At 71.3% G+C, this 12,729-nt stretch carries 10 protein-coding genes; 5 read left to right on the plus strand and 5 right to left on the minus strand.

Going from position 1 to position 12,729, the window contains the following annotated elements:
- Positions 1 to 470: 470 nt before the first annotated feature.
- On the minus strand, positions 471 to 740 hold the full coding sequence (locus tag AB0K60_RS12945) for a hypothetical protein (RefSeq protein WP_364052550.1): 270 nt from the start codon (positions 738 to 740) through the stop codon (positions 471 to 473).
- A gap of 187 nt (positions 741 to 927) precedes the next feature.
- Here AB0K60_RS12945 and AB0K60_RS12950 point away from each other — a divergent pair, with 187 nt between their 5' ends.
- Positions 928 to 1,515, plus strand: coding sequence for a hypothetical protein (locus AB0K60_RS12950; protein ID WP_364052553.1), 588 nt, complete (start codon positions 928 to 930; stop codon positions 1,513 to 1,515).
- A 5-nt stretch (positions 1,516 to 1,520) separates the two neighbouring features.
- On the opposite strand, the gene AB0K60_RS12955 is transcribed toward AB0K60_RS12950, so the two are convergent.
- Complete coding sequence (locus AB0K60_RS12955) at positions 1,521 to 2,405, minus strand: hypothetical protein (protein ID WP_364052556.1); 885 nt, start codon at positions 2,403 to 2,405, stop codon at positions 1,521 to 1,523.
- A gap of 121 nt (positions 2,406 to 2,526) precedes the next feature.
- Between AB0K60_RS12955 and AB0K60_RS12960 the strand changes: the two genes are divergently transcribed.
- Positions 2,527 to 3,015, plus strand: coding sequence for a flavodoxin (locus AB0K60_RS12960; RefSeq protein WP_364052559.1), 489 nt, complete (start codon positions 2,527 to 2,529; stop codon positions 3,013 to 3,015).
- Positions 3,016 to 3,096: 81 nt separating this feature from the next.
- Here the strand turns inward: AB0K60_RS12960 and AB0K60_RS12965 are convergent, their stop codons facing one another.
- Both AB0K60_RS12965 and AB0K60_RS12970 read right to left on the minus strand, forming a co-directional pair.
- The gene (locus AB0K60_RS12965; RefSeq protein WP_364052562.1) at positions 3,097 to 4,653 is read right to left on the minus strand and encodes a glycosyl hydrolase family 18 protein; all 1,557 of its coding nucleotides are present in this window, start codon (positions 4,651 to 4,653) and stop codon (positions 3,097 to 3,099) included.
- Between the two features lie 10 nt (positions 4,654 to 4,663).
- Positions 4,664 to 6,283: a cellulose binding domain-containing protein gene (locus tag AB0K60_RS12970; RefSeq protein ID WP_364052565.1), complete on the minus strand. Its 1,620-nt coding sequence runs from the start codon at positions 6,281 to 6,283 to the stop codon at positions 4,664 to 4,666.
- 384 nt (positions 6,284 to 6,667) lie between these two features.
- Here AB0K60_RS12970 and AB0K60_RS12975 point away from each other — a divergent pair, with 384 nt between their 5' ends.
- The 3 genes from AB0K60_RS12975 (at position 6,668) to AB0K60_RS12985 (ending at position 10,713) form a co-directional block, all read left to right on the plus strand.
- On the plus strand, positions 6,668 to 7,708 hold the full coding sequence (locus AB0K60_RS12975; protein WP_364052568.1) for an LLM class flavin-dependent oxidoreductase: 1,041 nt from the start codon (positions 6,668 to 6,670) through the stop codon (positions 7,706 to 7,708).
- 133 nt (positions 7,709 to 7,841) lie between these two features.
- A complete protein-coding gene (locus AB0K60_RS12980; RefSeq protein ID WP_364052571.1) occupies positions 7,842 to 8,234 on the plus strand; it encodes a hypothetical protein in 393 nt (130 codons plus the stop codon).
- Position 8,235: 1 nt separating this feature from the next.
- Complete coding sequence (locus AB0K60_RS12985) at positions 8,236 to 10,713, plus strand: DUF4132 domain-containing protein (protein WP_364052574.1); 2,478 nt, start codon at positions 8,236 to 8,238, stop codon at positions 10,711 to 10,713.
- A 306-nt stretch (positions 10,714 to 11,019) separates the two neighbouring features.
- Here AB0K60_RS12985 and AB0K60_RS12990 read toward each other — a convergent pair whose 3' ends face one another.
- Complete coding sequence (locus tag AB0K60_RS12990; protein ID WP_364052577.1) at positions 11,020 to 12,618, minus strand: peptide chain release factor 3; 1,599 nt, start codon at positions 12,616 to 12,618, stop codon at positions 11,020 to 11,022.
- Positions 12,619 to 12,729 lie beyond the last annotated feature (111 nt).

The raw sequence follows: 12,729 nt of genomic DNA on the forward strand, positions 1-12,729 counted from the left end.
CGAAATGATAATAGTAATGACGCTTCAGCTCCGCCACAAGAGCTCATCGCGAGGTTTTCTCATCTTCGATGACGTGCATCCGAATCTGGCCGGAAGCGGACTCTACGACCAGCTCCGACGCACGTATAATGCGCCTCCGCACACGTGCCGCACACCCGTTCCACGACATATGGAACGTTCCCTTGTTTTGGCGGGTACAGTTCAGTCAAAATGGTTTGTCAATATTTACACTCACCGCCGTGAATGGCATATCCGAAAATCACGATAGAGCATTCCCGAAATTTCGCTCGGGGATGCCACCGCATCGGCGGGACGTGGAAACAGGCGGTTATCCCGGTACGCAGCCGGTGCCGCCGCCGTCACGCCCGGCGGCCGACACCGCCGCCCAGGCTCATCGACCTCCCGCCCAGACGGGTCCCCGCGTCTCGGCACGTCGTCGGCACAGGCGAAGATCGGCGGGCGAGGTGGTGCTACGAGGCCGTCTCCCCGGCGTACGCAGTGGCCTGGATGCCGTACAGCTCCGCGTACCGGCCGCCGAGCGCCAACAACTCATCGTGGGTGCCCGCCTCGACCAGCCTGCCCCGATCCAGCACCAGGATCAGATCGGCGCCGGTGACCGTGGAGAAGCGGTGCGAGACGATCACGGTCACCGCCCCGGTCGCGCGGCCCAGCGTCCGGGCCCTGGCCATGTACCGCTCGAAGGCCGCGCCCGGCGTGTCGCCCGTGACGATCGCGTCCACGGTGGCGCGCAGCGCTCTGCCCGCGGTGGTCGCACCAGACCGGCACGATCGCGAACAGCAGGAGCAGCAGCAGCCACGGACTCACCGTGCCGAGCGGCAGCATCATCACGACAAGCTTGGCGACGTTCGCCACCTCAAGCGTGGCGATCGTGTCGCTGCACGTGACGAGGCGGGTCACCTCGGTCCGGTGCCGCCCGTCGATACGTGCGGCGGCGAGTTGCTCCAGCGGCGCCACGGCCGCCTCGGCGAGATGCCCGAGCACGAGCACGGCCGCGAACCCGCCGAGCGGTACGAGCGCGACGAGGAGCAGGTCCCCCGTGCCCTGCCCGGCCACCTCCCCGAGCTCACCCACCCCGAGCTCACCCACGAGGAGCGCCAACGCCGCCGCCGTGGCCGCCGGGATCATGTTCTCGATCAGCAGGGCGGCCGTGAGCAAGGTCAGCGGCAGTGGGCGGGCCGCCGCCAGGACCCGTACGAGCCGCATGCGATCCGCGATGACGCGCACGTTCACTCCGTGTTCTCGTTCTCAGCGGTAGGTCTCGAGCGTTCCGGTCCTGCGCACGTCGAGGGAGACACAGTGGAATCGAGCCGCCCGGCGTCCCGGCGTGCGTCAGCCGGAGCGGCGGCCGGCCCGGGGGGTCACGGCGTCGGCGGCCCGGTCTTGTTCGTGGACGGCCGGATCGACACCGGCTGGACCATGACGATGGCCGCCGTCCTCCTCCGCCACGTCGGTGCTCTCGCCGTCCTCCCCTTCGCCCTCGCCGTGACGGTTTGAGTCGCCTATCGCTCGTCCGCGGCGCCGTACGCGGAGGCGCGGAACAGGAAGGACGCCCAGGAACGGTACGGCCGCCACGCGGCGGCCACCTTGCGGTACGCGGCCAGGGGCGCGTCCTCCGGCAGGCCGTACGCCTCGCGCAGGATCGCGAACAGGCGCGGCTCGTCGCCCGGGAACACGTCCGGCGCGCCCGCGCCGCGGATCAGGATGAGCCCTGCGGAGAACGGGCCGATGCCGGGCAGGGCGCGAAGCTCGGCCAGGGCCTCGTCGGGGAGGAGTCCGCGCAGGTGCTCGGTGGTGAGCGCGCCGTCGAGGGCGGCCCGCGCCAGGCCGCGTATCCACTCCTCCTTCTGCGCGGGGAGGCCGAGGCCGCCGGCGTCGAGCAGCGTCATGGGGGGCGGGAAGGCGGCGTACTCCCGGCCGTCCACGTTCACCCGCGCGCCGTACCGCTCGGCGATGCGCTGCTTGAGCCGGGAGGCGATCAGCATCGACGAACGCTGCACGATCACGGCCCAGCAGGCGGCCTCCCACGGGTTCCAGAAGCACACCGGCCGCAGCCCGGGGTTGCGGGCCTGAAGCTCGCCGAGCATCGGGTCGGCCTCGCCGAGCTTGGCGAAGCCGCTGCCGTCCACGTCGAGGGAGAGGATGCGCGCCACCTCCCCCCGGATCGCCGGGCCCGCGGCGCGCGTGGTGGCGACGGCGACCCCGCCGGGCGCGGCCGTCACGGTCACGCCGATCGGCAGCCAGTCGGACTCCGCGCAGTACGCGAACCGCAGCGCCCGCCCGTCGGACGGCAGCGAGCCGGTGGGCGGCCAGTCCTCGACGAAGCGAAGCGCGGCCCCGAAGTCGAACGGGCCCTCCGCCGTGATCGTGAAGCGGTGTGTGGTCATGGGCGTAGGTTACGGAATCGCGGTGACGCTCTTGACCGTTCGTCGTTTCGCCGAGGGCGGCACCCTTTACTATGTAGATCATGGAGACGTTGCAGCGTCCCGGACTCGGCCGGGACGGCCGGTGCGTGAGAGGATCGGCGTCGTGTCGGGAAACGTCCGGCGGCTGCTGATCGTGCATCACACCGCCTCGCCCACGCTGCAGGAGCTGTTCGAGGCGGTACGGCGAGGCGCGACCACCGACGAGATCGAAGGCGTCGAGGTGGTCGCCCGTGCCGCGCTGCGCGCCACCGCCGTTGACGTGTTCGAGGCCGACGGCGTCGTTCTCGGCACCCCGGTCAACATCGGCTACATGAGCGGGGCGCTCAAGCATTTCTTCGACACGATCTACTATCCGTGCCTGGAGGAGACGCGGCGCCTGCCGTACGGGCTGTATGTGCACGGTAACAACGACGCGACCGGTGCGGTGCGGGCGGTGGAGTCGATAACCACCGGGCTCGGCTGGGAACGTGTGCACGAGCCGGTGACCGTGATCGGTGCGCCCGGCAAGGACGATCTGGAGGCGTGCTGGGAGCTCGGCGCCACGGTCGCCGCGACGATCAGCCCTGTCTGACCCGGCCGCGACGGCCCCCGGCGGACGGATCGCCGACCGGCGCGGAGGCGACCGGCCGGCGATCCGCTCAGGGCTCGCGGGTCAGAGCCCGTCGAGATAGGGGCGGTGGCTGCGGGAGAACTCGAAGGAGTTGAATTTGTCCCAGTTGATCGACCAGGCCATCAGGCCGCGCAGCCCCGGGTAGACGCCGCGCGGCCGATAGGCGCCGCAGCCGGTGCCCTTGGCCAGGCAGGTGAAGGCCTTCTGCACCTCCGAGACGGTGGTGAAGCCGTTCCCCGCGTACGGCGCGGCGGGCAGGCCGATGGCGACCTGGTCCGGGCGCAGCGCGGGGAAGAAATCGTTCGGGTTGCCCCGCACCGGGAACCCGGCCAGGAGCATGTCGGTCATGGCGACGTGGAAGTCGTGGCCGCCCATGGTGTGGTACTGGTTGTCCAGTCCCATGATCGGCCCGGAGTTGTAGTCCTGCACGTGCAGCAGGGTGAGGTCGTTGCGCAGGGCGTGGATGACGGGCAGGTACGACCCCCGGCGCGGGTCGTCGTTGCCCGTGCCCGGCCCGTAGAACTGGTACCCGAGCTGGACGAAGAACGTCTCGGGGGCCATGGTCAGGGTGAAGCGGGAGCCGTACCGGGCCTTGAGGGTGCGCAGCGCCGAGATCAGGTTGACGATGACGGGGGTGGTCGGGTTGCGGAAGTCGGTGTCGTTCGGGTTGAGGTAGAGGGAGTGCCCCTCGAAGTCGATGTCGAGGCCGTCGAGGCCGTACCTGTCGATGATCGCGGAGACGGAGTTCACGAACGCGTCCCTGGCGGCGGCCGTGGTGAGCTGGACCTGGCCGTTCTGGCCGCCGATGGAGATCAGGACCTTCTTGCCGGCCTGCTGTTTGGCGCGGATGGCGGCGGTGAACTCGGCCTCGCTCTCCACCTGGGGGCATTCGGCGACGGGGCACCGGGTGAACCGGATGTCGCCGGAGGTGGGGGTGGTGGGCTCGCCGAAGGCGAGGTTGATGATGTCCCACTCGTCCGGCACATCCGCCATCCGGACATATCCCGATCCGTTGGCGAATGAGGCGTGGAGGTAGCCGACCATCAGCCGATCACCCGGGGGCGGCGGGTTCGTCGTCGGCGTGGGCGTCGGCGTTGGGGTGGGCGTCGGCGACTCCGACGGGGTGCCGGGGCCGTCGAGGACGATGTCGTCGGCGTGGTAGGTGCCCTGCCCGTACCATCCGTTGACGTGGATCGTCACGCTGGTCTCCCCCGGGCCCGTGGTGAACGACGTGGACAATTGGGTCCACGCCGCGCCCGGGGAGGCCCAGGTCTCGCCGTGCCCGGCCGCGCCGAGGAACACGAAGTTCCCCCGGACCCACGCCGACAGAGTGTACGCCGTGGACGGCCGGACGTTGATCGTCTGCTCGCAGCGGGCGAAGTCGTTGCCGGCGGGCGTGGCGGCCAGCGCCCGGCTTCCGCCGTGCACGGGCGAGGTGACCGTCTCGGCCTGTCCCGAGCAGGTCCACCCGGTCAGCCCGGACTCGAAGCCGGGGTTGGCCGCGATGTTCGCCGCCTGGGCGGGCTGGGCGACCAGCGCCACCCCGGCGACGGCGAGCGCCGCGGCGGCCACGGCCGCCGCCGTACGGATGCGTCTCATCGCACGACCCCTACGGAAGCGTGGCCAGGTGCGGCTTGACGGTCCGGGAGAAGTTCCAGTTGTTGCCGGCGTCCCAGTTGATGGACCAGGTCATCGCGCCCCGGATGCCGGGGTACGCGCGCGGCGGCACGAAGCTGCCGCAGTTGGTCCGGGTGGCCAGGCAGGTGAGCGCCTGGTTGACCAGGGACGGGGCGACCACGCCGCCGCCCGCCGCGCCGGGTCCGGCCGGGAGGCCGAGCGCCACCTGGTCGGGCCGCAGGCCGTTCTCCAACTGGATGCACGCCAGCGCGGTCATGAAGTCGACCGTGCCCTGCGAGTACGCGAAGGTCTGGTCGCAGCCGAGCATCGAGCCGGAGTTGTAGTACTGCGTGTGCACGACGGTGAGGATGTCGGAGATGCTCCGCGCGAGCTTGAAGTACTCCATCCCGGTGGACTGCATGTCGATCGTCTGCGGCGCCATCGTGATGATCAGCCCGTTGCCGGCCTTGGCGTGCAGCCGCCGCAGCGCGTCGGCCATGAAGGTGGCGTTGAGGCCGTTCTCCAAGTCGATGTCGACGCCGTCGAAGCCGTAGTTCTGCATGATCGCGTACACCGAGTCGGCGAAGGCGATCGCCGCGGCCGTGCTCGCCACCTGGACCCGGCCGGCCTCGCCGCCGACCGACAGGATGACCTTCTTGCCGCGCGAGTGCAGCGTCTGCACGTCGGCGCGGAACTGGGCGTCGGTGTAGCCGCCGAGCGCCGCGGACAGCTCCGGGTCGAGGGCGAAGGTGACCTGGCCGGGGGTCGAGGTCGCCTCGCCGAACGCGATGGCGATCAGGTCGTACTCGTTCGGCACCGCCGACAGCCGCAGCTCGGTGGCCGGGTTGACGAAGTTGTGCCAGTAGCCGGTGAGGAAGTGCTTGGGCAGCTGCCCGATCGGGCAGCCGGTGGTGGTGCCGGTGGCCGGGTCGCTCGCCGCCGACTCGCCCGTCGCGTTGTACGCCCGGACGGTGTAGGTGTGCGAGGTGCAGGCGGCCAGGCCGCTGATCGTGGCGCCGGTCCCGGTCACGGTGGGGCGCAGCGTACCGCCCTCGTAGATCCGATAGCCGGTCACGGAGCCGCTCGCGGCGCTCCACGACAGCGAGATCGAGCCGTCGGTCACGCCGGTGACCGACGGCGTGCCGGGTTTGCCGGGGACGCCGTCGGTCGGCGTGATCGTCGGGGTGGGCTCGACGTCCCCGCCGCCGCAGGACGCGCCGTTGAGGCGGCAGTTGGAGATCACCGCTCCGGCGCCGCCGGGGCTGCCGTTGAAGCCGAAGCTCGCGGTGCCGCCGGGCGGGATGACGGCGTTCCAGCCCACGTTGGTGAAGGTGAAGTGCTGGCCGTTGCGGGTCATGGCGGCGTCCCAGAACGTGCCGATGTTCGACCCGGCGGGCAAATCGAACTCGACCCGCCACCCGTTGATGGCGGTGCCGCCGCCGTTGGTGATGACGAATTTGCCCTCCCAGCCCGATCCCCAGTCGGAGATCTTGGTGAAGGCGGCGGTGGGCGTGGCGGCGGTTGCGGGGACGGCGGCGAAGAGGACGGCGACGAGCGCCGCGGCGAGGGCGACGGCCACGGACGGCATTCGCCAGGTGAACCTGTTGTGCATGGGGCGACCTCTGCTGGGGGGTGGGGGGTTATCCGGGCCGCGTCGGCCGTTCGGCGACGGCCTGGCGGTGTCAGGTGCGGACGGCGACAGAGGTGGGGGCGGCTTTCGTTAGGAAAGTTTCCTAATAATTACAAGGGATTGTAAGACCGTGTCGGAGCGCCGGGCAAGGCCCAATCCACCGCGCCTCGGCGAACTCCCGCGGGCATCGCCGACCGCCCAGCCGACCGCCCAACGGAATCACCCTTGACGCGCGACCCAGGCGAGCGATGCCATGTTTCTGCTGGACAAGCCAGGAATTATCACGACAACAAAGCCCCGGCGACGTCCGGCGAGCCGACCCCGGCCGACCGACGACGCGGCAACCATCAGGAAAGAGCGCCTGCCATGACCTTCACGTTCGGGATATTCGACTCCTTCGACCTCGGTGCCTCGACCCCCGGACAGGTCCTCGCCGACCGCCTCGACTACGCCGTCGCCGCCGAGGCCGCCGGCATCGGCCACTACCACGTGACCGAGCACCACGGCACGCCGCTGTCGGTGTGCCCGTCCCCGAACCTGTTCCTGGCCGCGCTCAGCCAGCGCACCACGACGATGCGGATCGGCGCCCTGGTCCACGTGCTGCCCGCCTACGAGCCGCTGCGCCTCGCCGAGGAGATCGCCACGCTCGACCAACTCTGCGGCGGGCGTCTTGACGTCGGCGTCGGCAGCGGCGTCAGCCCGTACGAGCTGGCCTTCTTCGGCGTCGAGCCGGAGAACGCCCGCGCCCGGTACGCCGAGACGCTGGAGGTGGTGACCCGCGCCCTGACGACCGGCCGCATGGTGCACAAGGGCCGCCTGCTGCGCGACTACGACGTCGAACTGTCCATCGGGCCGGTCCAGCGCCCCCACCCGCCGCTGTGGTACGCCTCCAGCAACACCCGCACCGCCGAGTGGGCGGGAGCCAACAACGTCAACTTCGTCGGCCGCTGGAACGGCGGCGTCTTCGCCGAGGCCGCCGAGACGTACTGGAACGCCTGGCGGGAGGCGCACGAGCCGGACGCCGCCCCGCCCCGCCTCGGCGTCGCCGCCACCGTGCACATCGGCGCGACCGACGGCGAGGCGCTCGCCCGCTACCGCAGGGCCAACGCCGTCTTCTGCCAGCAGCTCACCTGGCTGTGGCACCGCAACGGCGACCACCGCGGCGACGCCTACGCCGACACCGAGAACACGCTGCGCAGCGGCACCGCGCTGGTCGGCACCGCCGAGACCGTCCGCGACCTGCTCATCGAGCAGATCGAGCGGGCCCCGGTCAACTACTTCGAGGCCACCTTCGCCTTCGGCGACCTCACCGCCGAGGAGGCGAGGCACAGCCTGCACGCCTTCGCCGAAACCGTCATGCCCGCCGTACGCGCGGCGGCGGCCCGCCGTACGCACGAGGCAGGCTGACGACCGAAGCGGCCCCTCCAGGAGAACGCCGGCCCACGGCGCGGAAGGGTCCGGGCACCCGAGCGACGAAATTGTCGGACGCCGCTGATATCCATACGCCGACCATGTTGGTACGGCGCTGTGGAGGCCACCGATGGCGAGGGTCACATTTCGGGACGAGACGGCGATGGGCAAGCCGTTGGAGGAGTTCACGCTCCCCGGCCTGCCCGCGCGAATCACCGCGCGGGAGCTGGTGCGGACGCGGGTGCGGGAGGAGGTCGCCCGGTACAACGCGGCGCCGACGCCCAGGTTCACCGGGCTGGTGCGGCCGGTCGAAGAAGAGGTCGAGCGGAACGGATACCGGAGCGGCGCGAGGCGGCGCCTCGACTGGGAGCGGCAGGCCGACGCCGCCGAGCGGGCGTTCGGCCACAACGGGTTCCTGCTGCTGGTCGGCGACCGGCAGATCGACGACCTCGACGAGGAGATCGACCTGACCGGGGACCCGGTGATCTCGTTCGTCAAGCTGATTCCCCTGGTCGGAGGCTGACATGGGCGTGATCGCCGACTTTACCCGGGTGGACGCGTCCCTGCTGCGCGATCTGCCGCCCGATGACATGGAGAACTTCGCCTGGTTCGACGATGTCTTCGGCCCGCCCGGCTGGAACACGCCGCTCGCGTCGGTCGTCGAGGGGCGCGACGACGAGGGGCTCCGCTCGTTCGGGCGGTGGGTGCAGATGCGCCTGACGCTCGGGCACGGCGGCGGGCACGAGTACGACGAGCGACTGCTGGAGGCCGTCCGTTTCGTCGCCGAGGCCGACCTGGCCTGGACCTCGCAGGATGTGCGGTTCCTCTGGGACGCCGCCAACCGGCTGATGACCTCGCTACACACCAACCACCAGGTGCTGTACCGGATCCCCCTCGCCGCGACCGAGCGACTGGCGTACGCCGACCGGCGGCGGCTGCTCGACGGCACCGCCACGTGGTACCGGAGCTACCACCGGCCGGTCTGGGCCGCGATCGGCGAGCGACTCACCGCTGTCCTCACCGAGCCCGAGGAGAACGATGCGGCGGCCCGGGTGCGGAACGTGACCCGGGATCTCGACCCGTTCGCCTGCCTGCTCGCCGGCGAGTTCGGCGCCCGCCTCGGCGCGGACCCCATGGTCCGGCTGCTACGGCACTGGGCCACGGCCACGTCCGCCAAGCCGAGCGACCGATGGCTCGCCACGGCCCGCCGCCTGCTGGTTCCCGAGGCGGCGGACCTGATGCACGAGATCCTGCGACGGCTGGCGGCCCACCGCGAAGGGCCGTACCCCACCCGGTGGGGCTTCGAAAGCACGATCTTCCTGCACGAGCGGACCGCCCGCACGCTGCGCGGCCTGGTGTGGACGTGCGCGCTGCTCGACGAGCCGTGGGTCACCTCGGCGCTCGGCGACGTCGCGCTCACCTGCGGGGTCGGGATGGGCGGCTCGGGGGCGAACTGCCGCAGCGAGATGATCGCCAACGCGGCCGTGTCCACGCTGGCCCGCCGCGGCGGGCTGGACGTCGTCCCGGCCCTGGCCAAGGTCACGGTCAAGGTCCGCAAGAAGAGCGTGCTGGCGAACGTGGCGCGGACGCTGGACGCGGTCGCCGAACACGCGGGCCTCAGCCGCGAGCGGCTGCTCGACCGCACCGTGCCCAGGTTCGGCCTCGACGCCGACGGCGTACGCGAGGAGAAGATCGGCGACTACCGGGTACGGCTGTGCGTGGACGGGCCCGCCCTGCGGTTCGTCACCCCGGACGGCCGCACGGTCACATCGGCGCCGCAGGCGATCCGCAAGGATCCGGCGCTGGCCGAGCTGAAGGGCACGCTCAAGGAGCTCAAGCAGGCGCTGCCGGCCGAGCGGTTCCGGCTGGAGCGGGCGCTGATCGAGGAGCGGCTGTGGCGGTGGCACGAGGTGACGGAGTTCTTCCTCGACCACCCGGTCACCGGCCGGTACGCGCGGAACCTGATCTGGCAGATCCTGCAGGGACCCTCCGGCCTTCCGATACGGACCGGGGACGGCTGGGAACTGACCGACCCCCAGGGCCGCCGGATCCAGCCCTATGCGGACACGCCGGTCCAACTGTGGCATCCGATCCGGGAGACCGCCGACGACGTACGCGCCTGGCGCGACCATCTGCTCGACCTCGGCGTGCGGCAGCCGTACAAGCAGGCCTTCCGCGAGGTGTACCTGCTCACCCCGGCGGAGGAGCGCACCCGCACCTACTCGCGCCGGTTCGACGGGCACGTGTTGCGCTACGGGCAGGCCAAGGCGCTGCTCAACCAGCGCGGCTGGACCGGGCTCGCCATCGGGCACTGGGACTACGAGTGCGGCGGCGACCGCGGCGAGGCGATCAAGGAACTGTCGGGCTGGCGGGCGCGCTGGGGCATGCACGTCACCGGCGACCCGAACGCCGACCGCTGGGGCACGGCGTCGTACTGCGTCAGCGAGGAGATCCACTTCTACCGGGACGGCCAGCTGCCCCAGGAGCACGCCGACTGGGCGGACACGCCGGGCGACTGCGACGGGGTGCCGCTGGCCGAGGTGCCGCCGCTGGTGCTGTCGGAGGTGCTCCGGGACGCCGACCTGGCCGTGGGTGTCACCTCGATCGGGCTCGATCAGGAGGCACTCGGCGGCCACGAGGAGTACTGGCACGCGTACGGCTTCGGCGAGCTCACCGAAACGGCGAAGACCCGGCGCGACGCGCTCGCAAGGCTGCTGCCCCGCCTGAAGATCGCCGACCGGCTGGAGCTCGCCGACCGGTTCCTGCGAGTGCACGGCGACCTGCGGACGTACCGGATCCACCTGGGGTCGGGCAACATCCTGATGGAGCCGAACGACGCCTACCTGTGCATCGTCCCCGGTGCCGACCGGGACGCCCGCTCGGTCTTCCTGCCCTTCGAAGAGGACGGCGGCATGCTGTCGATCATCCTGTCGAAGGCGTTCCTGCTCGCCGCCGACACCGCGATCACCGACCCGTCGATCACCCGGCAGTTACGGACCTGACGCCCGCGGCGGAGGGAACCATCGGCCGGCATGCGGGACTCGGTCGGCTCGGGCGCGTCGACGGAGGCCGGAGTAATGAAGCTGATCGGCGATCCTCCAGCATGCATGCCGACCGTCCCCGGCACGCGGACACCGGAGACGCGAGGCGACGGCGGAGGCCGGAGGAGCAATCATGATCGGCGATCCTCCGGCATGCATGCCGACCGTCCCCGGCACGCGGACACCGGAGACGCGAGACGTCCGCGGAGGCCGGAGGAGCAATCATGATCGGCGTTCCTCCGAGCGGGATGGCCGGCGGGCCGCCGCTCAGCCGTCCGCGTGCGTGTCGGCGATCAGCGGTTCCAGGGTCAGGTCCGGATGTTCGCGGGCGATCGTGCGCATGCGCCACTGGTCGGTGAAGACCGCCAGCAGGGCCTGGTCACGGCCGCGGACGAACACCTCACAGCCGCGCTGGCGGGCCAGCGTCTCCGCCGAGGCCGCGTCGGTACGGCGGGCCAGCGTGTAGTCCAGCCGGTCCAGGCTGATCACCGTGCCGAACTCGGCGGCGAGCCGGTGCTGCACCACCTCGAACTGCATCGGGCCGACCGCCGCGAGCACGGGTGCGGCGTCGCCGCGCACGTCCGAGCGCAGCACCTGGATCACGCCCTCGGCGTCGAGCTGGTCGATGCCGCGCCGGAACTGCTTGGCCCGCCCGCTGTCCCGCGACCGCGCGACCGCGAAATGCTCGGGGGCGAAGCTCGGAATCGGCGGGAACTCCGCCGCCGGGCCCGTGTACAGCGTGTCCCCGGGCCGCAGCGCGGTCGCGTTCACCAGGCCCACCACGTCCCCGGGGTAGGCGTCGTCGATGGTGGCGCGCTCCTGCCCGAACACCGAGTGGGCGTACTTGGTCGCGAACGGCCGGCCGGTCGCGCCGTGGGTGAGCACCATGCCGCGCTCGAACCGGCCCGAGCACACCCGCACGAACGCGATCCGGTCCCGGTGGGCCGGGTCCATGTTCGCCTGCACCTTGAACACCAGCCCGGAGAACGGCGCCTCCAGCGGGCGCGCCGAGCCGGACACCTCCGCCCGGGGCGCGGGCGAAGGGGCCAGATCGACGAGGACGTCCAGCAGCCGGGCGATGCCGAAGTTCGGCAGCGCCGCGCCGAACAGCACCGGGGTGGTCTCGTGCGCCTCGAACAGCTTCTGGTCGTGGTCGGCGCCGATCGCCTCAAGCAGGCCGATCTCCTCGCTCGCCTGCGCCCAGTCCGCCCCCAGCTCGGCCTCCGCCCGCTCGGGGGTCAGCTCGGTCTCCAGCGCCTTGGTGGCCCCGCCGGGCGCACGCTCGTACAGCACGACCTTGCCGGCCAGCCGGTCGGCGACCCCGCGAAAGTGCCCGGCGACGCCGATCGGCCAGGTGATCGGGGTGGGGCGCAGGCCGGTGTGCTCCTCGATCTGGTCCAGCAGTTCCAGCGGCTCGCGGCCGGGCCGGTCCCACTTGTTGACGAACGTGATGACCGGGATGCGGCGGTGGCGGCACACCTGAAACAGCTTCAGCGTCTGCGGCTCCATGCCCTTGGCCGCGTCCAGCAGCATCACCGCGCAGTCCACGGCGGCGAGCACCCGGTAGGTGTCCTCGGAGAAGTCGGCGTGCCCGGGGGTGTCCACGAGGTTGAACACGTGCCCCCGGTAGTCGAACCGCAGCGCCGCCGAGGTGATGGAGATGCCGCGCGAGCGCTCCAGCTCCATCCAGTCGGAGGTGACGCCGCGCCGCCCGGCCTTGCCGTGCACCGCCCCGGCCTCGGTGATCGCCGAGGCGTGCAGCGCCAGCGCCTCGGTCATGGTCGACTTGCCCGCGTCCGGGTGACTGATCACCGCGAACGTACGCCGCCGCCGGGCCTCCCCCAGTACGTCGCCCGCCGCCGTCATCGACGCCCCTTCGCGGAACGGCGGGCGGCGCGCGACCGCGCACCCCCGGCGCTCAGCTCACGACGGGCCGTCCGGGCCCGCGGCCGTTCCGCGCATGCCATCGCCTACTCC

This window comes from Thermopolyspora sp. NPDC052614, from assembly GCF_040678635.1.
Taxonomy (GTDB): Bacteria; Actinomycetota; Actinomycetes; order Streptosporangiales; family Streptosporangiaceae; genus Thermopolyspora.